Source organism: Bowmanella yangjiangensis (assembly GCF_017255015.1).
Classification (GTDB): Bacteria; Pseudomonadota; Gammaproteobacteria; order Enterobacterales; family Alteromonadaceae; genus Bowmanella; species Bowmanella yangjiangensis.
In genome coordinates, this window is sequence record NZ_JAFKCS010000001.1 from 225,842 (window position 1) to 250,985 (window position 25,144).

The following is a 25,144-nucleotide window of genomic DNA, read 5'->3' on the forward strand; positions in this document are numbered from 1 at the left end:
GTCAGTTAAGGTGCTTCAACATAGGTTGGGCATTGTCGCCGTAACTGTCGCACAACTGTGCCTCAGTATGCTGGCTGAATCCCTGCTTTTGCCAGAATCCATCGGCGTTTTGCACAGCCACCAGGCTGATACTGTTGAATCCACCTGATTGGCTTTTTTGCTGCAGATGCGCCAGCAACTTTGCCGCTACGCCTTGTCCTCTGGCACTGGGGCAGACGGCGAGATCGTGCAGGTAGAGATTATCCGTATTTACTGATTCTACGGCATGATGCAATTTAGGCAGTTTACCGACTGGCCAGGGGTGAGCCAGCAGATAGCCTACTACCTGATTGTGTTTATCCAACCCAACCAGGCAAGTGTCAGGCGAGGCCAGCCATTTACTTTTCAACACCGTCAGGGACTCGGGTTCGACATCATGATAGACCGCATCCTGAATTTTCAGAATGGCGGACCAGTGGTTGGGGACAATGTGGCTGATATTAACCATCGACGACTCCATGACGGTAAAAGCGCAGTTTACCAAAGCCGGGTGGTAAAGGGATAAACAAAAAGCCCCGCATTGAACGGGGCCTAAGGTTACTTGTTGCAGATCTTGATTTGATGAACTATCGGCCACTCGGCTGCATCACTCAGGGGGCTGGTAAAGGTGCTCGTGCCGTCGGCCAGGGTCGCAGTAAAATCCGCGCTATCCGCTACCTGCAGAGCTAACTTTGCAGGTGCAGGTAGTGCTCGGCGCACTGTTGTCGTGTCCGATGAGAAATACAGCGTGCCATAAAACTTAAAGGGCAACACACCAGCTTGTTCACCCTCTGCCACTATCTTCAATGCGGGCGAAGTATCGCCAGAATAACCTTCACAGTAGGTCAGATTGAACTCGCTAGGGATTGGCCGGACCAAAGTCAGGTCGCCCAGTGCTATGGCGCTATCTGCGGTTTGCGCCAGATCTAAGTAGCTGGTAATCAAACCTTTGCCGATGTAAGTAAATTTAGCCGACAGAGGCCAGTCCCCATTCTGGGGCTGCGGGATCTTTAAGGTGAAATTACCGGTATCATCGCTACGGGCGAGATAATCGGCCTGGATAACTGATAGCGGTGGAACAGGTTGGCCTGCTGGATCCAGTAATCTGCCGTTGATAGTGAGCCGTGCCTGAGCTTGTTCCTCTACCTCAACATTCACATATCCGGCGCTGACGTTGTGCCCGTCGCTGACCTTAACCTGCAAGACATAGTCACCAATATGTGTCGGCATAAAGCTGGCTTTTGCCTCACCAGAGTCACTGAACTGACTTTGCTCGGTATTCGGACCACTAAGCACCTTCCAACTGAAGCTGAGGTTGTCGCCGTCGACATCAAAACTGCTACTAGCGTCCAGGGTAATGGTTTGCCCCAGACTGGCCTGTCGCAACAACTGACCACTGATTTCAACCACCGGTGCATGGCTGTCTTCAACCCAGATTGCTTTGACGTGTGGATAGCTGTCAACCTGACCATCATAGGCAGTTAGCTGCACAAGATAGATACCAGGCTTGTCAGCACTGAATTGGGTATAGATACCCAGATTCCCCTCCAGCAGGGTATTGGCGCCTTCTGGTTTATCTAGGACATCCCAAAGATACTGCAGGCTGTCACCATCTGAATCAAAGGTATTCAGGGCATCAAGTTGCGCTTTTTCGTTCAAAGCAATGCGCGGATTTTCGACGGAGAATGTTGCGAAGGGCGCATAATTTCGCTGGGCGCTGAGTAGATGCAGAGCGGGGGCGGAGCTTAGCTGCCCGTCTGACGTTGTGACCGAAACCAGATAATCTCCCACCGAGTCCAGTGTCAGTTCTGCCTCTGCAGAATCGCTATTTACCAGACTCTGCGCACTGCCATTGGGTTTGCTGATTAAGCGCCATTGGTAGCTCAGACTGTCATTGTCATCATCTTTACCTTGGGCATAAAGAGTGACTTTGTCGCCGGGGCGGTGAGGATGAATGATGTTGTTGATCTCAACTCTGGGGGCGCGGTTACCTTCCACCACGCGCAACATCTGGCGGGTTTTGCCCTGATAATGGCCGCTGGTCACTGTGAGCTCAATTTCATACTCGCCGGCCAGGTCAGCCTGAAACAAGGTTTCGAAATCTTCTGGGGCGCTCAAGCTGTATTGACTGTCTGTTGGGGCGTTGACTACCGACCAGTAATAGCCTGTCGGCTCATCATCCCAATTAGAGTAAGCTTTCAAAAGGGTATCGCGATTAGGTCGCAGTTCCTGACTAACGGCCGAGATCTTGGCGTTGGGTCTGACCTGGCCGGGTTCATAAGCCCATATCGACCATTGACGTTCTGCGCTGCGGCCGTTGCTATTCACTGTCAGGGTCAGTTTGTATTCACCTGGCTTGTCAGGAATAAAACGTGTTCTGTAAGTGCTTACTTCCTCAAGCGCTGCCTGGCTATCTTCGGGCTTATGGAGCTGCCAGTTAAAGGCAACGGGAGCTTCGCCCAGCCGAGTAAACTGCTTGAAGCGACCATATAAGGCCACCAGTTCGCCAATTTGTGTGGAGTGGTCAGCCTCAATGTTAAGCAGAATTGGCTTTATGTCGTCTACCTCAAGGGTTGAGGTTGTGCTGTGCGATGCCCCTTTGCTATCTGTGACCGTTAACGTGATGTGATACAGGCCAACGCTGGGTGGCACAAAGTCCAAAGTCTTTTCATCGTCTTTACCGGCGATGGCTGGCACCCCTTGTGGACCTATAGCCGTCCATTTATAGCTAAGCTTGTCATTGTCTGGGTCATAACTGTCTGCGCCGGATAATTCCAGATTCTGGTCTATATCAATGCGTTCTTTGGGTTGATATATTTTGGCGACCGGCGCGTTATTTTGCGGCTCCGGTACAGGCTTGGTTGGTGAACTATCTGAGCCAGAACCTCCGCCCCCGCAACCTGAAATAACGGCACATAATGCGAAGGTGGACAGCAAAGTGCTGTGTTGCATTTGTTTTCCTTTCTTAATCAGCAAATACATTCCGCCAGAAAGCATCTGGCATTGGCTGTTTCCCTTTTTTTGAGAAGCGGCAGAAAGTAGATAGAGAGGCCTCTTTAGTCAATTAATAGAATGTAAAACAATATGTTAATTGACCGCCTTCGGGAGGGCAGATTTTTTACTTGATTGTTTATCATTTGTACTGCATAACTAACTGACCAGTCAGTTAGTTAATGAGGGATTATGCGACGCGCTAATACCGATGCCGCGAAAGACTTGCGCCGTAACCAGTTTCTGGAGGCTGGCCTGCAGGAGTTCTTTGAACGTGGCTTCAGCCTGGCCAAAATGGAAAATATTGCCCGCCGTGCCGGCGTATCTAAAGGCACCCTCTACCTTTACTTTGACTCCAAACAGGACTTGTTTATGGCGATAGTCTCCTCGGTCGCTGTGCCCAGGGTCGAGATGTTGGAGGGGATTTTACGCCAGGCCAACGATTTTGAATTGGCCTTGGATTTGTTAGTTAATGCCTTACCCATGATGATTCAGGACTCCAAGTTGCCCATGCTTGCCAAGGTGCTTATAGGCGATGCTTTTGCATTTCCTGAAGTGGTGAAGCGCTATCGACAGGATGTGATCGAAAGAGCCCTGGCAAGTCTTACTGACTTGATCCAGCGCGGTTGTGAAAGCGGCCAGTTGCACACCGACAATCCACACAATGCTGCGCGCTTAATGGTAGCGCCGGTGATATTCAGTGCAATTTGGACCGTGGTGTTTGAGCAGGGGGCGGAGCAAAAACTGGATCTCACCTCATTGTTTCAAACTCACAAGAGCATGCTGCTCAAGGCCTTAAGGAAATAAGATGAAAAGATATCTATTACTTGTTGCCTTGCTGGCGGGCTGTAGTGATGTCCCCCCGGATAATAACTATACAGGCTATGTGGAAGCCAGGCAGTTGCTGGTTGTTGCCCCGCAATCCGGCTGGTTGCTCGAACAGTCAGTCACTGAAGGCCAGCAAGTGCAGGCAGGGCATGCTTTGTTTCAATTGGAAGCCGAACGGGAAGGGTTGGATGTGCAACAGGCAAAGCAGGTGGTGATGCAAAAGCAGGCACTGTTGGCCGACTTACAAAAAGGCGCCAGACAGGAAGTGCTGGACCGCCTGACCGCGCTGATTACTGAAGCCAACGCCCGGCTCGAACTGGCCGAGTTAGTTGCGGCGCGAGAAACACAAACCGCGGCGCAGCTGCTCAGTAGCCAGGCAAGTCTTGATCAAGCCATAGCAAATTTGGCGGTAGCCAAGGCACAGGTCACGCAGCTTGAAGATCAGTTAGCCGAGGCCAGTTTGTCGGCCCGTCCCGATGTAATCAGCGCGGCGCAAGCGGATTTAGAGGCGGCACAACAAAGACAACGAATCAGTGAATGGCAGCAAAGCCAGCGTTTTGTGACCGCCAGGCAAAGTGGCTGGGTGGATGATGTGTTCTATCGGCCCGGTGAGTTTGTTATGGCCGGCACCCCTGTACTTTCCATACTGCTAAACGGGCAGTTTAAGGTGCGCTTTTATGTACCTGCCAGCCTATTGTCGGGTTTGCAGCTTGGCCAACAGGTGCGCATTCAGGCAGAGGGTAAGCCCGCTCCCCTCTCCGGAACCATCAGTTTTATGGCTAAACAGGCTGAATTTACTCCACCTGTGCTGTACAGCAAGGGCAGCCGAGACAAGCTGGTGTTTCTGGTCGAAGCGGATCTGGCTGAAGACGCTGATTTGCCTGTGGGATTGCCAGTGGATGTCAGCTTATGAGTGAACTGGCCATTGATGTTCGGGGATTGGTAAAGCGCTTTAACGATAAGGCCGTGGTGCGAGGCGTCGACCTGCAAATGCCCAAAGGGCAGGTATGGGGATTTCTCGGCCCCAATGGTTCCGGAAAAACCACCACTATTCGCATGATCTGTGGGCTGCTTGAGCCGTCCGAAGGAGAGGGGCGCTGTCTGGGCTTTGATATTCGCAAGCAAGCCAGGCAAATCAGAGATGCCACCGGCTATATGACGCAGAAGTTTTCCTTTTGGGAAGACCTGACCATAAGAGAAAACCTGGCGTTTGTTGCCCGCTTGTATAACTTGCCAAAACGCGGGCAGCTAGTGGACCAAACCTTGGCAAAGTTAGGTTTAACTGAACGTCAGAATCAGCTCAGTGGTGCTTTGTCGGGCGGATGGAAGCAACGCCTGGCGCTAGCAGCAGTGACCATGCATAAGCCGGACTTGTTGCTGTTAGACGAACCGACCGCTGGCGTTGATCCTCAGGCCCGGCGAGAGTTCTGGGATGAGATACATCAGCTTTCGAACCAGGGTATGACAGTGTTAGTGTCCACTCACTATATGGATGAGGCCGAACGTTGCGATAAAATTGTTTATCTGGCCCATGGTAATATTCTCACCCAAGGGCGGGTAGCCGATGTCATTCAAAGGGCTGGCCTTATTACCTTTCAGGGCAAAGGTGAGCAGGTGAGAAGACTGGCAGAGCAGCTCAAAGGAACGCCTGGTGTCGAGCATGTGGCATTTTTTGGTGCCGCCTTACATATCAGTGGCCGGGATAGGGCAAAGTTGCAGTCAGCCATTCAAGCCCTACCTAAAGATGATACCCACTGGCAGGAAATTCAGGCCAGTCTGGAAGATACTTTTATCTCGCTGATGCAGGACGCTGGTAAAGACACCCGGGAGCATGGCTGATGGATATCTGGGCCAGTTTGCAACGTATCTACGCCATTATGGCCAAGGAATTGGTGCAGATGCGCCGTGACCGCATGACCTTTGCCATGATGCTGGGGTTGCCGATTATCCAATTGATTCTATTTGGATTTGCTATTAACACTGACCCTAAATCACTGCCCACTGCAGTGTATGCAGAAGACAATTCTGCCGTTGTGCGCAGGGTGTTAAGTGCCTTCGAGCAATCTGGCTATTACCAGTTGCTGCATAAGGCGAAGAGCCCCGAACAGGGCAGCGAGTGGCTGGCCAAAGGTGAGGTGTCTTTTGTTATTCATATACCGCAAGGCTTTACCCGAAAGTTAGTACGAGATGAACAGCCGCAACTTTTAATCGAGGCCGATGCATCCGATCCGGCGGCTGCCTCTAATGCCATAGGTCAGGCCAAAGAAATTGTTAATCAGGCACTGCGTACTGAATTGTTAGGGCCGCTGGCTTATCTGCAGACACCAGCGGCTCAGATTGAAGTGGTTATACATAAACGTTACAACCCCGAAGGAATTACCCAGTACAACATTGTGCCGGGGTTGTTGGGGGTGATACTGACAATGACCTGCGTAATGATCACCTCTATGGCAATGACCCGTGAAAGTGAGCGAGGTAATCTGGAGAATCTGCTGGCCATGCCCACCCGCCCCCATGAAATGATGCTGGGCAAAATCTGCCCTTACATTCTGGTGGGGCTGGTACAAACCCTGGTGATTCTTGGGGCGGCAAAGTTTCTGTTTGCGGTGCCGTTTTTCGGTAGTTTCGGGCTATTACTTTGTGGCGTGATGGTGTTTATTCTGGCTAATCTCTGTTTGGGCTTCACCTTTTCAACAGTCGCTCGCAGTCAGATGCAGGCTATGCAAATGACCTTTTTCTTTTTTCTGCCTTCCATTCTGTTGTCTGGCTTTATGTTCCCGTTTCGCGGTATGCCGCAATGGGCACAAAGCATTGGCGAGGTGCTGCCCCTCACACATTTCTTGCGCATGGTGAGAGGCGTAATGTTAAAGGGTAACGGTCTTTTGGCGTTGCAGCAGGAGTTTGTGGCGCTGTTGCTCTTTATTGTGGTGGTAGGCACAGTGGCTATTCTTCGTTACCGGCGTACCCTGGATTAATCACGGCAGAATGGCTAAGGGGCAGACGCAACCTGCTGATCCACATAAATGAGTTGGTCTGTATTGAATCCTCTGTCCTTAGCCATCTGTTCAAACTTATCTATCACCTCAGGTTCTACCTGCGGTGTGCGCGCAAGCAACCACAGATAATCCGTATCAGGGCCAGACACAAAGGCATATTGGTAATTCTGCTTGTCCAGCTCGAAAATGACATAAGAACCATAAAACGGGCCGAAGAAGGACACTTTTAAGTAGCCGGTATCTGGCTCCTCAACAAAATAGGCTTTGCCTTCGGCTTCTCGCCATGTGTTTTCATCGGCGGAAAAACCTCGGTTAAGCACAGACACGCCCCCGTCCTCACGCATACTATAGTTAGCAGTGACCTGACTCAGGCCAGCTTCAAAACTGTGATCAAGACGCGCAATTTCATACCAGCTACCCAGATAGCGGTTCAGTTCAAAGCCTTTAACCGGCTCTACCCTATCCGGCATGCCAGTGCAGCCGCTTAGCCCCAAAAAACTTAACAGTAATAACAGCGTTCGCACTTTGTCTTCCTTACCTTAAATCGTGAACAGGATGTGACTGAATACGCCGTGCAGATAATAAAGATCAACTGCGCGAATACTCAGGGGCCCTTGATGTCAGTTTGTTTTGTGGTTTAAGCAGTCTGGCCATCATGATCCGCAGTTGCGCAGGCTTTACGGGTTTATGTAATGCTGGCAAGCCAGCTTTATCAAGCAACATCGCCACCGATTTATCGGTATCGCCGGTTAAAATCAAGGCGGGAATGTCGCCAAGCGAAGTGCGTAATTGTTGAATTATCTCACAGCCATTCAAGGCCCCTGGCATACGGAAGTCACAGATGATTAAATCCGGTTTTGCCTGGTGTTGGATCTGACTCAGAACCTGCTCTGTGGATGTTGCAGTTGTAACACTACACCCCCATTGGCTGAGTAATTTTTGCATGGCATGGACAATATCCAGTTCGTTGTCGACCAGCAAAATATGCTGGCCATCCAGGGCCATACTGGCGGTGGATAGAGACTTGGGTAAGCACTCTGCGCGTGGATCACCTAGTGGAAAAGACAGCACAAACTCGCTACCCTGGCCTGCGGTTGATGTCAGCCGCAATGGGTGACCAAGCAAGTCCATAATGCGTTTGACTATAGATAATCCCAGCCCCAGCCCTTTTTGTTTGTCCCGCTCTGGGTTATCTATTTGAAAGAACTCAGTAAAAATGTCTTCCAGATGTTCAGATGGAATGCCTATGCCAGTATCTTTGATATGCAAGTCCAGGCTATCGCCATGAATTTGGGTAAATACGCTGACACTGCCCTTATGGGTGTATTTAAGTGCGTTTACCAATAAGTTGGTGAGCACCAGTTCAAGCAGTGCCGGGTCGCTGAAGATATGCTGGGGCTTAGCTTGCACACTGAAAGTCAGACCTTTGCCATCGGCCTCCAGCGCAAACTGGCTGGCTAGTTTTTCCAGCAGCTTGCTCAAATCAAAATTTACTTTATTGGGTTCAATGATACCTGCATCCAGCTTGGAGATATCAAACATCACACTGAGCAGGCTATTCAGTGAGTTCAGGCTGCGCCCCAAGTTATGCAAATCTTCAAGTTGCTCAGGCTGCTCCACTTTGTTGCTCAGCAACTCATAAAATAAGTTCGCTGCATGTAAGGGTTGGCGAAGGTCATGACTGGTAGCGGCCAGAAAGCGGGATTTGTCACGGTTGGCCCGATTGGCTTTGTCGGTTTGTTCTTTGAGATTGGCGATAAGGTCGATGTTCTCATATTTCAGTGCCAGCGAATTTTCAATCACACGGGATAGGTTCAAGCTAAAGGAGAAAGTTGCCAGTAAATACGCGGTGGCCCCCAAACTCATCCACTTGTAAAAGGCCTCGTCTTGCAAAAACAGGTTGAGGATCAGTGGCAGCATAATGGGTATGGCAAAAGCGCTGTAGGTCATTGGGCGAGCGGACAATGAGGCGAGGCTGCCAGCCATCATGCAGACGAAGGTCAGGATCAGAAATGCCAGATTCTGCAGGGCAGATACGTCAAAAAATAAAATACCAGCGCTACCCCACAGGCATCCAGAGGCAAAAGCCAGCCAGGTTTGTTCACGACCAAAGTGGAACAACTCAGCATCGCTAACCTTTGAGGGATGGGTGTGCCTGAAATGTAGCCAGCGCATTAGGGTCAGCAAGTAGATGCCACCCACCCAAATCAGGGCTGACAGGGTATAGCCTTCAATGGCCATGACTATCCCTAGCGGCAGGCAGCCGAACAGGTTACCCAGCAAAGTCGCGGGAGTGTTCCTATATAAAATCAGGATCTTATCTTTAGCTGCTAACTGCCGGTACATAGCCTCAGGCGCCTTTAATCCAGGCCAAACTGTTGTGCTTTTCTGATGGCCTCCGCACGGTTTTTGGCGTCCAGCACCTTAAATAAAGTACTGATATGGGATTTCACTGTCGCCAGGCTGAGGAATAACTGCTGAGCTATTTCCTGATTAGGCAAGCCTTGTTTAACCAGTCTGAGTACCTCTACCTGACGAGTGGTCAAATTATGTTGCCTGGCCCAATGTTGCTGGGGCGGGGATGTATGCGGACGACTTACTCCACTCAGCGTATGGTCTGGAAACGCCAGCTCACCGGCCAGCACAGCGTGAATCGCAGTCAGAATCTCACCGCTGGACGCGGATTTAGCCATATAACCCATGGCACCATATTGCTTGGCGCGATGAATGTCCTGTGGGTCTTGCGACGCCGTTACGACAATGACCGGCGTCAGGCTACCGATCTGCTCCATGTTTTGCAGAATGCTAAAACCATCGGCTAAGGGTAAGCGTAAATCTATCAGTGCCACATCGTAGTCACCGGTTTGCAGCATGGTTAGGGCAGTTTTACCGTCATTGGCACTGTCGATAGCCTGAACTCCAGGGACCGAGTATAAAATGGCGGTCAGGCCATCCAGAAAGAGTTGATGGTCATCGATCAATAAAATTTTCAATTCATCACCGTGCAGAGAGTCATTGGTTTTAGTGTGGCTGGCCAGCACCGCTATTTCCCATGCATCAGCTATACAACTTACTGATTTTAAAGAAGTGCTCAGCGTCATTAAGGTCAGAGGATACTGGTTTCTTGTTAGCCTGGGAATCGCTTCAGCGCCACTTGATGTAAATAGTGTGAAACGGCCAGTTTCACACTGGGTGAATAGTCAAACATCTGCATTTCATACTTTTGGTCAGTTATTTTGCGCAAGCAGTGACAGTAGAATCATTCAGATAATAATACTCTCCGGACAGACCTGCAGACTGCTTCCCTAAGTCGAGCGGTGCCGGATCTCGTTAATTTGGCAATCTGCCGAAACTTTTTTCGGCAGATTTTTTTGCGTTAGTTCGCTGTTTTGCACTTAACGCGAGAGCTTTTTGTTGCACTGGATGATGGTAACACTATGAAATGTTTAAATAAATTCTCCGCTGGATGCGTGCTTTTTATTGGTTTGTTGGCAGGTTCAGCCAATGCCGCCATTATTAGTGGCACTCATTACACTAATGAAGGCAAACTGGTAAATCTCAGTGGTCTGGAATGGCTGAGCTGGGATGTTGCCATCGGCTTAAGTCGTGCCAGTATTGAAGCGGGTGAGATGGGACTGCTGGGTGCTGGCTGGCGTTATGCCACCCGTAAAGAACTCAGCGACCTGTTTCAGTCTGTGGCTCCTCAGGCTGGCCAAAGTCCGCTAAATTCAGATGGCACTAAGTGGCTATGGGAAGTCTTCGATAACCCCAGTTTTGCTGCACCTGCTTATGCCTCACCAGGGGGGGCGGCAATGAGCCGCATTAAACACTTATTTGTGGGCGATGACGGTGAATGCTCTGCACACCTTACCGAGTCTTGTGTTGCTAATTGGCGCGCGTACGAGAGAGCTGATCTGGGCTATCTTGGCAACAACGGTTATTCATCGGTATACAACTATCGTTTGTTGAAAAACGCTGGCTCATCTGGATTGTTGACATCTACTAGCGAATTTAGCAGCGTCCTGGTCAGAGCCACCACCGCGGTTCCTGAGCCCTCCAGCCTGGCCATGTTTGCCCTGGGCTTGTTGAGCTGGGTGAGGTATCGTCGTCGGTCTGTCAGGGTCAAATGTGGCTGAGGTCTTAAAGATCTAAAAAGGCGTGCTGTAACAGTGCCTGAGTAAAGTTCTTTTTAAGGTAAAAGCCCCGTGGACGGGTTTGGATCCACTGCCCGTCTTTACCAATAGCCTGAGTCAGGGCATTGCCATCGGCCGCCTTGGGGCGAAGTTGCAAGACTTCGCCGTGGCGGGCGGTGATATTCTCCACCTGGCCCAGGGCGATCATTTCCATGATTTCTTCCCAGTCCTGGCGCAGCGCTTGTTCCTGCCGGGCATTAGGCTGCCACAAAAAAGCGCTGGCCACACGCCGCTGGGCGGGAGGAATGTCACGGCAGGCCTCAATTGGCACCCAGCATACACAGGCCAATTTGTTTTTGACGTTGGAATGCTCCCAACTGATTCCTGCTATTCCGGTGAGCGGCGCATAACAGACATAGGTGGTTTCCAGCGGTTTCCCCTGGCTATCGATAGGCAGGGTTTTCAGTTCTACCCCCAGCTCAGGAAAGTCCTGTTCGGGTTTAGAGCCTGCTTCGGCCCCCAGCCAGGTTTCCAGTAACTGGCCACTCCAACCTTTATGGCGACGGAAATCTGCCGGTGTTTGCAGATTGGCCAGATCAGCCAATTCGCCTAAGCTATAACCCGCTAATGCCTGGGCGCGCTCGAGTAATTGCTCAACACTTTGGGGCGGCTGGCTAGCGGGCTGCATGAGGTGCCGGTTCAGAGGCCATAGGAGCGACTTTAAGTGCGCCGTTGACTAAACAATATTGTGCAGCGTAGTAAGTCAGCATCACCGCATAAGCCGAATAAGGGAATGGTTGGATAAACAGATTCCAGGCCAACAGTGCATCAGAGATCAGAAAGCTGGTGGCCCCGATTAACAGGCAATATCCATGGCGGTTGGCCAACACTGCCATACTAGCCATGCTGCAAATCACCAGCATATAGGCAAGTACGGGCAAACGCATGGCGTCCAGTTTGGGTAACAATTCCCATAACATTAACACCGCAAACACGCCCACAGCCAAAAGTGGCCAGAGCTTCCACGTTTGCCAATGTCGAAAACGCCAGAAGTTGCAGGCGTATGTGACCTGGGCTAACAAAAAGGCACCTAGACCCAGTTCAAAACTGTTTTTGATCGGCAGCGCAAGGAAGATATCACCGGTGGCAGAGAAGGCCAGGGCCAATAGCAGTAGGTATTTATTACTGGTGGCGTTACGCAACACCAGCAACATCAGCCAGAATATGGGTAAGGCTTTCAGCAGAAAATCCATAGGGTAGGGGCGATAAGCCAAACTGAACAGATAGAACAGGCTGCTACCAGCGAATATCAGATTCCAGTGCGTACTTCTCATCACGGACCCCGCTTTAGGTTTATGGTAATTCGCTCCCGGTGCAAAACACCGTTGTAATTAATCTTTCTGGGAGCTTTGAAAGCTCCCTAGTTTATGGAAGAATGCGTGACTAGAAAAGAACTAATGCCCGGGAGTCTAAGTGATTGATGCCGAAGGATTCCGCGCGAATGTGGGCATAGTGATTTGCAACAGAATAGGGCAAGTATTTTGGGCAAGACGCTACGGCCAACATTCATGGCAGTTTCCACAAGGCGGAATTGATCAAGGGGAAACTGTCGAGCAGGCGATGTATCGGGAGCTCCATGAGGAAGTAGGGCTGCAACCTCAGGACGTGGAAATTCTTGGTGTAACCAAGAATTGGGTAAGATACAAACTGCCGAAAAGGTTGATCAGACAGGGCAGCGATCCTGTTTGCATTGGGCAAAAACAGAAGTGGTTTTTATTGCGGCTGACCTGCAAAGAAGAAGACGTCAATCTTTTGCATTCGGGTCATCCCGAGTTTGATGACTGGCGCTGGGTTAGCTATTGGTATCCTATTCGCAATGTTGTGTCATTCAAACGCGATGTGTATCGGCGGGTGATGAAGGAATTTGTACCTATCGCTATGCCAGTGCAGGGGCGCCCCCCTTTGGCTAATAAGCCAAAGCGTAGAAGGAGAAACTAGCTCGTGCTGACTCAGCTCAAGCGTATCGTTCAGGAAGTTAATCAAATTCCTATTCTGGACGATGCGCTTACCCTGTTGGCCAAACGCCTTAAAGAGGTGATGAAGGTAGATTGTTGTTCAATCTACCTGGCCAGCTATGAGCAGCAGCATTTTATGTTGATGGCGACCGAGGGCCTGTCCAAAGAAGCCATCGGAAGGGTCGCCATTGGCTTTTCCGAAGGTTTGATTGGCTTGATTGGTCAGCGTGAAGAACCAATCAACGTCGAAGACGCCCAAAGCCACCCCAGATTCAAACATTATCCCGAAGTCAAAGAAGAGAAATACCACGCCTTTTTGGGCACGCCCATCATTCACCAGCGCAAGGTGTTGGGGGTGATGACCATTCAGCAGAAGCGCAAACGTAAGTTCAGTGAAGACGAAGAAGCCTTCCTGGTCACGCTGGCGGCGCAAATGGCGCTGGAAATTGCGCATGCCGAAGCCCGCGGTGCGCTGAACATCACAGATGAACTGACCAAGCAGAAATGGCAGAAATCACTGCGTGGAGTGCCTGGTGCCAATGGCCTGGCTATGGGTATTGGCCATGTTCCTAATATCAAGTTCAGCCTACGTGGCTTGATGCTCAGACGTAGCGCCGATGAATCCGGACAAATTGCCCTTTATCGTGATGCGGTGCGGCAAACCCGTGATGAAGTGCAAAAGCTGTCGGACGGCATGCAAGGGCGCGTACCGGACGATGTTCTGGCCATTTTCAATCTGTATCAACATCTGCTGGATGCCAACAGTCTGGGCCATGAAGTTGAAGCTAAGATAGGTGCCGGATGGGACGCGGCTTCCTCGCTTAAAATGGTGGTGGAAAGCTATATCAACCAGTTCCGTTCCATGGATGACCCTTATATGCAGGAACGGGCCGTCGATGTGGAGGATTTGGGTAATAGGGTGCTGGGGCATTTATTCAACACGTCTAATACACCGGTCTCTATTCCCGACCAGGCCATTTTAGTGGCCGAAGAGGTCAGTGCCTCCATGCTGGCTGAATTCCCTCACGGCAAATTGCAGGGCATTATTTCCATGCGTGGCTCGAATAACAGCCATGCTGCAATTTTGGCCCGGGCTATGGGGCTGCCAGCGGTGATGGGGGTTACCGATGTGCCGCTGTCATTGCTGGGTGGCAAGGAAATCTTATTGGATGGCTATTCTGGCGAGGTGATTGTTTCTCCCAGCCAGTCAATCCGACTGGAATTCCAACAGCTAATCAATGAAGAAAAAGAGCTCTATGGTCTGTTGCAGGAGCAAGCTGATCTACCCGCCGAGACCCGCGATGGATATAGAGTCGAACTGCTGATTAATGCAGGTTTATCCGCTGAACTAGAAGGTGCGCACAGTGAAGCGGGGGACGGGGTTGGTTTATATCGCACCGAAGTGCCCTTTATGATGCGCGAGCGTTTCCCTTCTGAGCACGAACAGTGTCAGCTTTACCGCAGCGTACTGGAAATGAACCCGGCTAAATGCATCACTATGCGTACACTGGATGTGGGGGGAGATAAACCCTTACCCTATTTCGCCGTGACGGAGGAAAATCCCTTCCTCGGCTGGCGGGGGATTCGCATGACGCTGGATCACCCCGAAATTTTTCTTGTCCAGGTTCGCGCCATGCTAAGAGCCAGTCTGGGGCTGGACAATCTGAAGATCATGTTACCCATGATCACCACCATCAATGAAGTTAACGAGTCAAAACGTTTAATTCGCCAGGCCTATTATGAAGTGGCGGAAGAGGCGCAAATTGAAGGTCTGACCCTGAGCATGCCCGAAGTGGGGGTGATGTTGGAAGTGCCAGCGGTTATTTACCAGTTGCCTCAGTTGGCCAGTAAGGTCGACTTTTTCTCAATCGGTAGTAACGATTTAACCCAGTATTTACTCGCAGTTGACCGCAACAATGCGCGGGTCTCCGGCCTTTACGATTCATACCATCCAGCCGTGCTTAAGGCTTTGAAACTTATTGTTGAGGAAGCGAAGCGCTTTAATAAGCCGGTTACCCTGTGCGGGGAGCTTGCCGGAGAGCCGGGCGGCGCGATTTTGCTGCTGGCCATGGGCTATCGCAAACTCAGTATGAACAGTTTTAACCTGAGTAAAATCAAATGGGTAATCCGCAGCTTGAGTATGGCGGATGCTCAGTTGCTGCTGGATGAAGTGTTGGAATTGGAACATCCTCACCAGGTGCGCGACAGAATCAATCGCCATCTGGAAACCCTTGGCCTGGGCGGTTTGGTGCGTGCGGGCAAGTAATCCTGTAGCAACTTTTATAATTGGCCAATATGTCCTGCAACGGTGCGCATAGAGTGATAAAGTGACGCGCGCTAAAATCTCAGTTTCAGGATAGTTGCCTTGGATCCACTTATTTTTTTGATTGTCAGTTGTATGCTACTCGGCTGTATTGCTGGGGTATTAGCTGGTCTGTTGGGTATTGGCGGCGGTCTGGTGATTGTTCCTACCCTGGTATATTTGCTGCAGGTTAAACTGGGTTTGCCGCTAGAGATTGTGATGCCCATGGCGGTAGCAACCTCCTTGTCGACCATTATCTTTACCGGATTTTCATCCTTTCTGACCCACTACAAGCTGGGTAACCTGGATATGTGGGTGTTTCTAACCTGCTCTGTAGGGATTGCACTGGGGGCCGTGCTGGGCGCGCAGTTCGCTGCCTACATGCCGGCGGAGATGCTTAAACGCCTGTTCGCCGGGCTGATGATGTTATTGGCATTTCGTATGGCCTTTGGCAAGAACCGTGTCACAGAAGATTCACTCAGCCGTCCTAAGCTGGTTGGTATCGGTCTGGGGGTAGGAAGTGTATCGTCTCTGCTCGGAATCGGCGGTGGGGCCTTGCTGGTCCCAGCTCTGGTATGGTTCAGAGTGGCAATGAAGACTGCTATCGGCTGTGCGGCTGCCTGTGGCATGGTTATCGCGTTATTTGGTAGCGGCAGCTTTGTGCTGGCTGGATTGGGGCGCGCAGGGTTGCCGGAATACAGTCTTGGCTTTGTCTATCTGCCTGCCACGGTAGCTATTGTTAGTACCTCTATGCTGGCAGCCAATGTCGGGGCTAAGTGGGGGCATAATTTGCCCATTGCGACCTTAAAGAAAATTTTTGCTGGCTTTCTGGTTCTAGTAAGCTTGCAGATGTTTTTGAACTGAACAACCTAAACACCTGTCTATCATCAGATGGTCGTTTTACATGTTTTTGATTTTTATATTATTTATTGTTTTTCTGGGTTTTTAAATGACAGATTATTTTATCTTTCCACAGATTGATCCTGTGATTTTCAGCGTTGGGCCGGTCAGCCTGCGTTGGTACGGACTGATGTATCTGGTGGGATTTGTCGCTGCGTGGTTTCTGGCCGGAAAGCGTTTGCACCAAACCAATTGGACTCGTGAACAACTCAGCGACCTGATGTTCTATGGCTTTCTGGGGGTAATTCTAGGAGGTCGCATCGGCTATGTGTTCTTTTATCAGTTTGAACACTTCCTCGAAGAGCCCTTATATCTGTTTAAAATCTGGACAGGGGGAATGTCTTTTCATGGTGGCCTACTGGGCGTTGTGGCTGCGTTCTGGTGGTTTGCCAAAAAGACCGGTTCAAGCTTGCTGCAGGTTGGGGATTTTATTGCACCCTTAGTGCCCATTGGGCTTGGCGCTGGGCGTATTGGCAACTTTATCAATGCCGAACTGTGGGGGCGCACTACGGATGTGCCTTGGGCTGTACTGTTTCCTGGTGCCGGCCCTTTGCCGCGTCACCCCTCGCAGCTCTATGAATTTTTCCTCGAGGGCCTGGTGCTGTTTGCCGTACTGTGGTGGTACAGCAGTAAACCTCGGCCCGTAGGCGCAATATCCGGCATTTTTTTGGCCGGTTATGGTGCATTCCGATTCGTGGTGGAATTTTTCCGCGAGCCGGATGCACATATCGGCTTATACAGCGGTGCTGTTTCCCAGGGGCAATTGCTCTGTATTCCTATGATTCTGATTGGTCTGGCCTTGATTGTACGGGCGGGAAGAAAGCCAGCTGAAGGGAGCAAAGCATGAAGCAATATCTCGAACTGATGCGACATGTACTGGATAACGGGTTTAAAAAAGAAGACCGCACCGGTACCGGCACCCTCAGCGTGTTTGGTTATCAGATGCGCTTTAATCTGGCTGATGGCTTTCCGCTGGTTACCACTAAAAAATGCCATTTACGCTCCATCATCCATGAACTGTTGTGGTTTCTTAAAGGTGAGACAAATATCGCTTATCTGAAAGAGAATAACGTCAGCATTTGGGATGAGTGGGCTACCGAAGAGGGCGATTTGGGCCCGGTTTATGGTAAACAATGGCGTAGTTGGCAGGGGGCCGACGGTCAGGTTATAGACCAGATCGCTGAAGTGGTCGAACAAATCAAGCATAACCCGGATTCCAGACGCCTGATAGTCAGTGCCTGGAACCCGGCCGTGTTGCCAGACACACAGTATTCACCCAAAGAAAATGCGGCCATGGGGCGTCAGGCGCTCCCCCCCTGCCATACTCTGTTTCAGTTTTATGTGCTGGATGGCAAACTCTCCTGCCAGCTTTATCAGCGCAGTGGTGATATTTTCTTGGGGGTGCCTTTTAATATCGCCAGTTATGCGCTACTGACATTGATGGTGGCACAGGTTTGCGGCCTGGAGCCGGGCGATTTTGTGCATACCTTTGGCGATGCCCATTTATATCTCAATCATCTCGAGCAAACCCAGATACAACTCGCACGGGAGCCCCATCCCTTACCGCAGATGAAGATTAATCCGCAGGTGAAAGACATCTTTTCCTTTAGTGTTGAGGATTTTGAACTGGTCAATTATCAAGCACATCCTCATATCAAAGCGCCGGTGGCCATCTAAGTTATGGCAGCGCGGGTCCTCATTTGTGATGACTCTAAGTTTGCCCGGCGCCAACTAGCCCGGGCTATTCCCAAGCAATGGGACGTGGAAATCCAGTTTGCCGAGAATGGTCAGCAAGCGCTGGATATGATCCGCAGCAGTCACTTTGATGTTACTTTCTTAGATCTGAATATGCCGGTGCTGGACGGTTACCAGGCCATGCAAGCCATCCGAGCGGAAGATTTGCAGACGCTGGTGGTCGTGGTTTCAGGGGATGTGCAGACGCAGGCCAGGCAGCGAATGATGAAGCTGGGGGCGCTGGATTTTATTGCCAAACCGGTGGACAGCCGCAGACTAGCCGGGCTTTTGCAACAATACGGCCTGTACGTTGGCGACGAACAAGGCCGCGATCTCACCGAGTACGAAGAAGATAACCTGCCATTTCGACTGGACGCCTACCGGGAACTCATCAACGTTGCTATGGGCCAGGCCGGTGACAAGTTGGCGCAGGTGCTGGGCGAATTTATTCATCTGCCGATTCCTAATGTTAACCAAATTGCCAGCAGCGAACTGAGCATGGCTATTGCTGAAATTCAGCATAACAGCTATGTGTCCGCGGTATCCCAAGGCTTTGTCAGCGCTGGAATCAAAGGCGAAGCTCTGGTTATTTTTAATGATACGGATTTTGCCAGCCTGGTTGAGTTGCTTAAGTACAAGAGTCGCACGCTCTCTGAACAACTGGAAATCGAAGCCTTGATGGATCTGTCGAATATTCTTATCGGTGCCTGCCTTAATGGCTTGTCCAGTCAGCTCGGCATCAGATTCAGTTTAAACCATCCTATTATTCTTGGGCGCCATTGCGATCTGGAACAATTACTCAAGAGTAATGTATCCCGCTGGAATCAGGTGGTAGCCATCGAGATTGGTTATTCCATCCATAGTCATAATGTCAATTTTGATTTGCTGTTGTTATTTCCCCAGGATGCCATGGACAGCATGTTTGATAAGTTGATGCTGCTAAGCGGGGAGGCGTGATGGATCTTTCCAGCCATCAGGAAATGGACGATCTACATTGGAAACTGGACTTGCTCGACTCCATCGAGGTGGGCATTGTGGTAATAGATCGCCAGTTCAGAGTTAAGGTCTGGAATGAGTTTATGCACAATCATAGCGGTATTCAGCCAGACAGTATTCGCCACCAGTGCTTATTTGATTACTTCGATGAAATTGACCAGGACTGGTTCAGACAAAAAACCGAGCCGGTATTTACCCTTAAGAGCCCGGCTTTTGTCATCTGGGAGCAGCGCCCTTACTTATTCCGTTTCACCAGTTACCGGCCGGTGACCAGCGCCAGCGATGTGATGTACCAAAATATTACCCTGTTTCCTCTGGCGTCCCGCAGTGATGAAGCAGAACATCTATGTGTCGTGGTATACGACGTTACCGACGAAGTAATAAGTAAGCAGCGCTTGGCATCGGCTAATCAGCAGCTTCGCCAGATGAGTCGGGTGGACGGCCTGACCGGACTTTATAATCGCAGATATTGGGAAGAAAGCTGCGAGCAGGAATTTAAGCGCTGCATGCGTAATCAAGGCACATCCTCGGTGGTGCTGCTGGATATTGATTACTTCAAGAATATCAATGATACCTATGGGCACCCGGCCGGTGATCAGGTCATCCGGACCCTGGCTAAAGCGATTCGGCAAATTGTGCGGGAAACCGATCTGGCCGGTCGTTATGGCGGTGAAGAGTTCGCCCTAGTATTGCCCGATACTAGCGCTGAGGCAGCGCTACAAGTGGCAGAGAGAATTCGGGAATTTGTGCAAAAACAAGCGGTTGTTTACGAAGAACACAGCATCCCTTTCACCATAAGTTTGGGCATTTGCCAGTTTAATCCGTCATTTAAAGGCTATATGGCCTGGATTGAGCAAGCGGACAAGGCTCTGTATACCGCCAAAGACAGTGGCCGTAACAACAGTCAGATTCAAGGACGCTAGGGCATATCCCCTTAGTCATCCAACAACCCATCTCGTAAGCGCATTAGGGTGGTCATAAAGTGGTTGACCTGCTCGGCACCCAAGGTATTTCGCATTTGTTCCCGCATTAAGGCAGATACCCGCTCAATTTCTTCCAGATGGGGAGCCGCTGCCGCCGTCAGAAAAATCTGATACGCCCGTCTATCGTTAGGATCCTGCACTCTCTCGATTAACTGCTGATCAGAAAGTTGATCAAGTAACCTGGCCATGGTCATAGGTTGGATTTCAAGAGCATCTGCCAACTCAACTTGCTTCACTCCTTCAAAGCGCGAGACATAGAACAACGCCCTAGCCTGAGCCAGAGTGAGTGGACCGCAGCGCAACCGTTGTTGGAAGAACTGTCGAATTAACCTATTGGTGTCTGCGATAAGAAACGCCAAATTGTCGTGTTGCTCAGACATAGTGATCACCTATTTAATAAGCTAAGGTTATTATATGCTAAGCGTTCTAATAGTCCAAGATTGGAAAATACGTAAAATAGCCCACAATGAAAGGACCAAGAGGAGAATCTTATGTCCATCAGGCAACCCATACTCTTTGTTTCACATGGTGGCGGTCCATTACCCTTAATGGGGGACGCCAGCCATCAGGAAATGCTAGAGGCTTTTGCTGAGTTGAGAAGCGGCCTAACAGTGCCCATGGCTGTCTTGCTGATCAGTGCCCATTGGGAGGAGACGGAATTTACCCTGACCGGTTCAGCATCGCCTGGGATGATTTACGATTACTATGGATTTCCACCTGAAACTTACCACTATCAATATCCTGCGCCGGGTGCGCCGGAATTGGCGATACAGGTGAAGGCTTTATTGCAGGCTGCACAAATAAATGCACACCTGGATTTTCATCGTGGTTTTGACCACGGCATGTTTGTGCCCATGATGCTGTTGTTCCCTGAAGCGGACATTCCCGTGGTGCAACTTTCGCTGAAAAAGGGCCTGGATGCGCATGCTCATTTAGCGTTGGGCGAGGCATTATCAGCACTCAGAGAGCAGGGCATCATGTTGATAGGTTCTGGTTACTCTTTTCATAATTTGTCTGCCATGATGGGGCTGAAAACCTCTGAGGTGGTGGAGAAATGTCAGGCATTTCATGGCTGGCTGGATAAGGTGATCACAAATGCTGAGCTGGATGACACTGAGCGGGTGAAACAGCTTGGCGAATGGCAGGAAGCGCCTTATGCCAGGTTTTGTCACCCCAGGGAGGAACACCTGCTGCCACTGCATGTGTGCTGCACGGCCGCATCAGCCCAGCCAGCCAGCGCACTTAACTTTAACGTGTTGGGTCTGCCGGCCCGCTGCTACATCTGGTCGGCGGCTGGCTGACGACGAAGGCTGAAGTGCAGTAATTGGCTGGCAGCCAGGGAGAGAATGCAGTAGCCAACAAAATAATAAAATCCCGGCCCTAGGGTGGATAGGGTGGCACTGCTGATTTCAAAATCGATACGCAAACCAAACAAGTTTATGGCCTGCGTCGCGGTGGTTTCAGCATGATCGGTGGACAATACGGCCAGGAAAATTGCCACCACAAACACATCTGCCATAGACCACTTGCCGATAGCCGCTATCCAGTCTGCCAGTTTCCGACCTTTACCGAGTTTGTGCCAATACCAAGCTAAGCTGACCAGCAAGGTTTTTATCACCGGAATAGCGACGGAGAAGAAGAAAATCAGTGCAGCAACCAGCAGCCTGTCGTCGCGCCAGAGTTCTTCCACGGTCTGCAGAATAGACAGTTCTTTATCAACTAAATCGGCCGTCAGTCGACCTTGTCCAAACCAGGCACCCATTTCGCTTTTCAGAGCAAACATCGGCAGCCAGATGCCGGGTACGAATAACCCTAATGCCAATAAATTCATGCCCAGGCTCAGTTGTCGTAACAATATGATCTCCTAAATATGATAAATCGCTGTCTAAGGGATCTTTCTTGGAATTTAATACCATGAAATTGATGATTTCTACAAGAACGTGATAGGTGAGTAACTTAGCTAAAATACATATATACTGAGGTCTGTGGGAAGATGAAATTGTCATCATTAATCAAACCGCAGGAACTTGAGTATTGGGGATTTTATTATCCTAATATAGTCGAAATCTAATGCTGTTCTGTGCTTTTTTGCTAGCTATTTTACTCAAGAATCTCTTATTTCATCTCTTCCTAAATACGTTGTAAAATATCTCTTTAGACGTGAAGGTAGATAAAATGATCACTAAAGGAATTATAGGTAGCCTATATCTGTAAATGACATAAATAGCTCCATGAATTAAGCAGTAAAGAAGTATAGTTGACAGTATAAGGTAGTGTTTTCTATTAAACTTTCTAATAAAAAATAGGGAGCCCAAAGCTAGTGATATTATAGTGCTGTATATAACAAGCCAGACTAATCGAATAAGTGATTCTCCACTAGATTTTTCTCCCTTACCTTCGTGGTAAGGTGGAGTCCAAAAAACAATAACTTTCTCAATGGATAATTTTATTGTTGAAACGGGATTTTCAAATATATGAGTCAATGCCAACTGCTTAAGATGATTGAAAGCTTTTAATTCTCCCTTCTCTCTTTTTAGTTCGTACCATTCATCTGCAATAGGCGTGTCCATAATTGACATATAGTAGGCTGTTGAATTTTTGTTGTTACCTAGGTATAAGTTAAAACCACCATTTGTGGTTAGCACTGGCTCACCTAAATGAGATTTAGTATATATTAACCAAGGAAACAAAGTGATAAAGAATACAATAAAGAAAACCAAAACATTAGAAATGCTACTTAGGCTTATCCTACTTTTCTCCTTATTAAAATTAATTAGGAAAAATATAATGGGGATTATTGTGAATAAAATAGCGGATCCCACCAGAACTCCTAAGGCAAAGATCAAACCCAATAAAAAAGTTTTTATCTTTTCTCCTTGGTAATTTAGTAGGAGTAGCGTCTGCCCTAAAAGCAAAGGAGTCATTAGGTTTTCTTTAGCCAAATATTCTGTATATAGGATGTTTGGTGGATAAAAAATCCAGGCTAAGCAGGATATCAATGCCCAAAAATGGCTTTTCAAAAAAGTCTTTGCACAAAAGTATAGTAAGATGGTAGATACTGCGCCTAAAAAAACATTGACAAATTGAGCTACTTCATAAGTTTTTCCAAATAGGCTTATAAATGGAATTAGAAATAATGGATAACCAGCACTGTAGAAGGCTAAGTTACCATGTCCATCATCCATAACTCCGGTTTCCATTAAGGATGTTGCCATATTCCAATATGCAATAGCGTCTGATACTGGAGTTATAGATAAAAAGCTCACAGCCAGTGCTTTCAGTACTATGCTTGTAACCACAACAGCAACAAAGGTGCTTAACTCAAATTTACTCTTGAAAAACATCTTTAAAAATCCCTTTTTATTTTACTTATTGATTTAAAATAGTTTTAATTTTTTGAAATTAATAGAACACCGGAAACTATCAGCACAGTCCCTATTACTTTATTTGGTGTTAATGGTTCATGTAAAAACCAATAAGCAAAAAGCATGGTTCCTATAAAGCCAAGGCCAACAAATGGGTAAGCTTTACTAACATCAACCTTGGCTAATACGCCTAACCAAACAGCTGCACTAGAAACATAAGCAAGAAGGCCTCCTATAATGAATAGGTTAGTAAAAATAGCTAATACGCCAGATGTGAGACTGATGCCAAATGAACTCTGAATTTCAGAATTAGACATTCCTTGCTTTAGCAATATTTGTGCTAGCACGGAAAGAGATACGCTAATGAGAATGAGTGAAACCGATAAAATGTTCATAATATCTGCGCCGCGATTGCTATTAGGCCACAAAAACCTATGGTTACTAGACTACCTTTATCTTTTAATGAAAAAACTATTGGGTCGTCGTGCATTTCTCCTCTATGTGTTTTAATCCACATTCGCATAAGCCAATAACAGAGAGCTGGAACTATTAACCATAATATGTTTGGTTGTTGATATTGGTTAGTTAACACATTGTTGTTTATATAAAAACAGAACATCAAAACAGCAAGCATTGCTGAGGATGTGCCGAAACTCTCTAACACGGCATAATCATTAATTTCATAGTCTCTTCCATTCGCTCTTTGTTTCCCTTCAGCTTCCATTGACTGGATTTCAGAGCATCGTTTTACTAACGCTAAACTTAAGAAAACGAAGATGGAAAAAGCGAACAACCAAAAAGAAACTATTACATTTATGGCTGCGGCTCCTGCTAATATTCTTATCGTATATAATAGCGCAAGAGCTACCACATCCATACCAATATATTGTTTAATCTTGAAGGAGTAAAATAAGGTCAGAAACAAGTAAGCGATTAGGACTAATGAAAAGTTATAACCTAAATATGTAGCTATAAGTACGGATGTAGATAATAGGAATAGACTGGCAAAAACACCATTTTTAATACTTATAGTTCCTGCTGCTAAAGGTCTATTCTTTTTTCTCTTGTGTACTCTATCAGATTCCAAGTCGAGTAAATCATTTAGTATATATGTTGATGAGGCTAAGAAACTAAAGGCTAGAAACGCACTGATGATCGTGATTACGTTGTTGAAGTCAGTAAACCCACCAGACACAACTACGGGTACGAAAACTAATAAGTTCTTCAGCCATTGATGTACTCTGAGTTGTTTAGCCCAAACTTTAGTGTTAGATTTATGCTCATCAAAGACTCTATTTATTGGAATTTTTTTTGCTCTTTTTTTTGCCTTCTTAGTAGGGTTGACCAATAAACTCTCTGATGCTTCTTCAAATATTTCAAAATCTACTAAATCATTACCGGCATAACTGAACTTTTCGCTAATTTCCTTAATTCTTAATAACTTTGCTTTCCCTTTTAAATTTATTGCATCACAACTGCTTATATATCCATCAAAAATATCAGTGTTTTTTACAATCTCTTTGGCGTATTTTTCATTTGAAGCAGTAGCTAAGTATAACTTCCTTCCCTTTCTTTTTTCTTCTACTAGATATGAAATAAACTCTTGGTTTAGTGGCAATGTGCTTGTATTTATTTCAGCGTGCTCAGAAAGCTTAGATTTTAGAGTGGCTTTTCCCTTAATTAGCCAAGATATACAATTGAATATGATGAATGGGTTAGCCTTAAAAGCTACTAAAAAACTTTCAAATAACAGGTCAGTCTTTGTATAAGTTCCATCTAAATCTACAAATAGTGGAACGTCTTTCATGTCTTCCATCACACTTTTAGTTTTGTTGTCTATTTGTTGGTTTATGTTAACAGACAGCTTGGGTAAAGATACTCTT

Annotated in this window: 25 protein-coding genes; 13 read left to right on the plus strand and 12 right to left on the minus strand. The window is 48.2% G+C overall.

Going from position 1 to position 25,144, the window contains the following annotated elements; translation table 11 throughout:
- Position 1: 1 nt before the first annotated feature.
- Positions 2-487: a GNAT family N-acetyltransferase gene (locus J0A65_RS01065; RefSeq protein ID WP_206592256.1), complete on the minus strand. Its 486-nt coding sequence runs from the start codon at positions 485-487 to the stop codon at positions 2-4.
- An 89-nt stretch (positions 488-576) separates the two neighbouring features.
- Positions 577-2,970, minus strand: a complete 2,394-nt coding sequence (locus tag J0A65_RS01070; protein ID WP_206592257.1) for a PKD domain-containing protein — start codon at positions 2,968-2,970, stop codon at positions 577-579.
- A gap of 231 nt (positions 2,971-3,201) precedes the next feature.
- On the opposite strand from J0A65_RS01070, the gene J0A65_RS01075 reads away from it, so the two are divergent.
- Genes J0A65_RS01075 through J0A65_RS01090 form a run of 4 tightly spaced genes read left to right on the plus strand, consistent with a single transcriptional unit; the run spans position 3,202 to position 6,812 of the window.
- Positions 3,202-3,816, plus strand: a complete 615-nt coding sequence (locus J0A65_RS01075) for a TetR/AcrR family transcriptional regulator (RefSeq protein ID WP_206592258.1) — start codon at positions 3,202-3,204, stop codon at positions 3,814-3,816.
- Position 3,817: 1 nt separating this feature from the next.
- The gene (locus J0A65_RS01080) at positions 3,818-4,750 is read left to right on the plus strand and encodes an HlyD family secretion protein (RefSeq protein ID WP_206592259.1); all 933 of its coding nucleotides are present in this window, start codon (positions 3,818-3,820) and stop codon (positions 4,748-4,750) included.
- Positions 4,747-5,676, plus strand: a complete 930-nt coding sequence (locus J0A65_RS01085; RefSeq protein WP_206592260.1) for an ABC transporter ATP-binding protein — start codon at positions 4,747-4,749, stop codon at positions 5,674-5,676. The genes J0A65_RS01080 and J0A65_RS01085 overlap by 4 nt, the downstream gene beginning before the upstream one ends.
- Entirely contained in the window at positions 5,676-6,812 is a 1,137-nt protein-coding gene (locus J0A65_RS01090) for an ABC transporter permease (RefSeq protein ID WP_206592261.1), read from the plus strand. The genes J0A65_RS01085 and J0A65_RS01090 overlap by 1 nt, the downstream gene beginning before the upstream one ends.
- A gap of 14 nt (positions 6,813-6,826) precedes the next feature.
- Here the strand turns inward: J0A65_RS01090 and J0A65_RS01095 are convergent, their stop codons facing one another.
- The 3 genes from J0A65_RS01095 to J0A65_RS01105 all read right to left on the minus strand — a co-directional run bounded on the left by J0A65_RS01095 (position 6,827) and on the right by J0A65_RS01105 (position 9,874).
- Positions 6,827-7,357, minus strand: coding sequence for a lipocalin family protein (locus tag J0A65_RS01095; protein ID WP_206592262.1), 531 nt, complete (start codon positions 7,355-7,357; stop codon positions 6,827-6,829).
- Positions 7,358-7,421: 64 nt separating this feature from the next.
- The gene (locus tag J0A65_RS01100) at positions 7,422-9,179 is read right to left on the minus strand and encodes an ATP-binding response regulator (RefSeq protein WP_206592263.1); all 1,758 of its coding nucleotides are present in this window, start codon (positions 9,177-9,179) and stop codon (positions 7,422-7,424) included.
- A 14-nt stretch (positions 9,180-9,193) separates the two neighbouring features.
- Positions 9,194-9,874, minus strand: coding sequence for a response regulator (locus J0A65_RS01105; protein WP_206592264.1), 681 nt, complete (start codon positions 9,872-9,874; stop codon positions 9,194-9,196).
- Positions 9,875-10,270: 396 nt separating this feature from the next.
- On the opposite strand from J0A65_RS01105, the gene J0A65_RS01110 reads away from it, so the two are divergent.
- Entirely contained in the window at positions 10,271-10,969 is a 699-nt protein-coding gene (locus tag J0A65_RS01110; protein WP_206592265.1) for a PEP-CTERM sorting domain-containing protein, read from the plus strand.
- A gap of 4 nt (positions 10,970-10,973) precedes the next feature.
- On the opposite strand, the gene mutH is transcribed toward J0A65_RS01110, so the two are convergent.
- Positions 10,974-11,654, minus strand: coding sequence for a DNA mismatch repair endonuclease MutH (gene mutH, locus J0A65_RS01115; protein ID WP_206592266.1), 681 nt, complete (start codon positions 11,652-11,654; stop codon positions 10,974-10,976).
- Positions 11,641-12,300 carry a lysoplasmalogenase gene (locus J0A65_RS01120; RefSeq protein WP_206592267.1) on the minus strand — a complete coding sequence of 220 codons (660 nt, stop codon included), beginning with the start codon at positions 12,298-12,300 and terminating at the stop codon, positions 11,641-11,643. Before J0A65_RS01120 ends, mutH begins: the two co-directional genes overlap by 14 nt.
- 139 nt (positions 12,301-12,439) lie before the next feature.
- Between J0A65_RS01120 and rppH the strand changes: the two genes are divergently transcribed.
- The 7 genes from rppH (at position 12,440) to J0A65_RS01155 (ending at position 19,836) form a co-directional block, all read left to right on the plus strand.
- Entirely contained in the window at positions 12,440-12,964 is a 525-nt protein-coding gene (gene rppH / locus J0A65_RS01125) for an RNA pyrophosphohydrolase (protein ID WP_206592268.1), read from the plus strand.
- A gap of 3 nt (positions 12,965-12,967) precedes the next feature.
- Positions 12,968-15,247: a phosphoenolpyruvate--protein phosphotransferase gene (gene ptsP, locus J0A65_RS01130; protein WP_206592269.1), complete on the plus strand. Its 2,280-nt coding sequence runs from the start codon at positions 12,968-12,970 to the stop codon at positions 15,245-15,247.
- Between the two features lie 99 nt (positions 15,248-15,346).
- Complete coding sequence (locus J0A65_RS01135) at positions 15,347-16,147, plus strand: sulfite exporter TauE/SafE family protein (protein WP_206592270.1); 801 nt, start codon at positions 15,347-15,349, stop codon at positions 16,145-16,147.
- An 85-nt stretch (positions 16,148-16,232) separates the two neighbouring features.
- On the plus strand, positions 16,233-17,030 hold the full coding sequence (gene lgt, locus J0A65_RS01140; protein ID WP_206592271.1) for a prolipoprotein diacylglyceryl transferase: 798 nt from the start codon (positions 16,233-16,235) through the stop codon (positions 17,028-17,030).
- Positions 17,027-17,860, plus strand: a complete 834-nt coding sequence (locus J0A65_RS01145; protein WP_206592272.1) for a thymidylate synthase — start codon at positions 17,027-17,029, stop codon at positions 17,858-17,860. The genes lgt and J0A65_RS01145 overlap by 4 nt, the downstream gene beginning before the upstream one ends.
- 3 nt (positions 17,861-17,863) lie before the next feature.
- Positions 17,864-18,874, plus strand: coding sequence for a response regulator (locus J0A65_RS01150; RefSeq protein ID WP_206592273.1), 1,011 nt, complete (start codon positions 17,864-17,866; stop codon positions 18,872-18,874).
- Positions 18,874-19,836: a sensor domain-containing diguanylate cyclase gene (locus J0A65_RS01155; RefSeq protein ID WP_206592274.1), complete on the plus strand. Its 963-nt coding sequence runs from the start codon at positions 18,874-18,876 to the stop codon at positions 19,834-19,836. The genes J0A65_RS01150 and J0A65_RS01155 overlap by 1 nt, the downstream gene beginning before the upstream one ends.
- 11 nt (positions 19,837-19,847) lie before the next feature.
- Here J0A65_RS01155 and J0A65_RS01160 read toward each other — a convergent pair whose 3' ends face one another.
- Positions 19,848-20,276 (minus strand): MarR family winged helix-turn-helix transcriptional regulator, encoded by a 429-nt coding sequence (locus J0A65_RS01160; protein WP_206592275.1) that lies wholly within the window; start codon positions 20,274-20,276, stop codon positions 19,848-19,850.
- Positions 20,277-20,387: 111 nt separating this feature from the next.
- Between J0A65_RS01160 and J0A65_RS01165 the strand changes: the two genes are divergently transcribed.
- Positions 20,388-21,197: a DODA-type extradiol aromatic ring-opening family dioxygenase gene (locus J0A65_RS01165; RefSeq protein ID WP_206592276.1), complete on the plus strand. Its 810-nt coding sequence runs from the start codon at positions 20,388-20,390 to the stop codon at positions 21,195-21,197.
- Here J0A65_RS01165 and J0A65_RS01170 read toward each other — a convergent pair.
- From J0A65_RS01170 to J0A65_RS01185, 4 genes are all read right to left on the minus strand, one after another.
- Positions 21,173-21,751, minus strand: coding sequence for a paraquat-inducible protein A (locus J0A65_RS01170; RefSeq protein ID WP_232849667.1), 579 nt, complete (start codon positions 21,749-21,751; stop codon positions 21,173-21,175). The genes J0A65_RS01165 and J0A65_RS01170 overlap by 25 nt on opposite strands.
- 265 nt (positions 21,752-22,016) lie before the next feature.
- The gene (locus J0A65_RS01175) at positions 22,017-23,240 is read right to left on the minus strand and encodes a glycosyltransferase family 39 protein (RefSeq protein ID WP_206592277.1); all 1,224 of its coding nucleotides are present in this window, start codon (positions 23,238-23,240) and stop codon (positions 22,017-22,019) included.
- Between the two features lie 44 nt (positions 23,241-23,284).
- A complete protein-coding gene (locus J0A65_RS01180; protein WP_206592278.1) occupies positions 23,285-23,656 on the minus strand; it encodes an EamA family transporter in 372 nt (123 codons plus the stop codon).
- Positions 23,653-25,077, minus strand: a complete 1,425-nt coding sequence (locus J0A65_RS01185) for a UbiA family prenyltransferase (RefSeq protein WP_269814615.1) — start codon at positions 25,075-25,077, stop codon at positions 23,653-23,655. The genes J0A65_RS01180 and J0A65_RS01185 overlap by 4 nt, the downstream gene beginning before the upstream one ends.
- Positions 25,078-25,144: the final 67 nt, after the last annotated feature.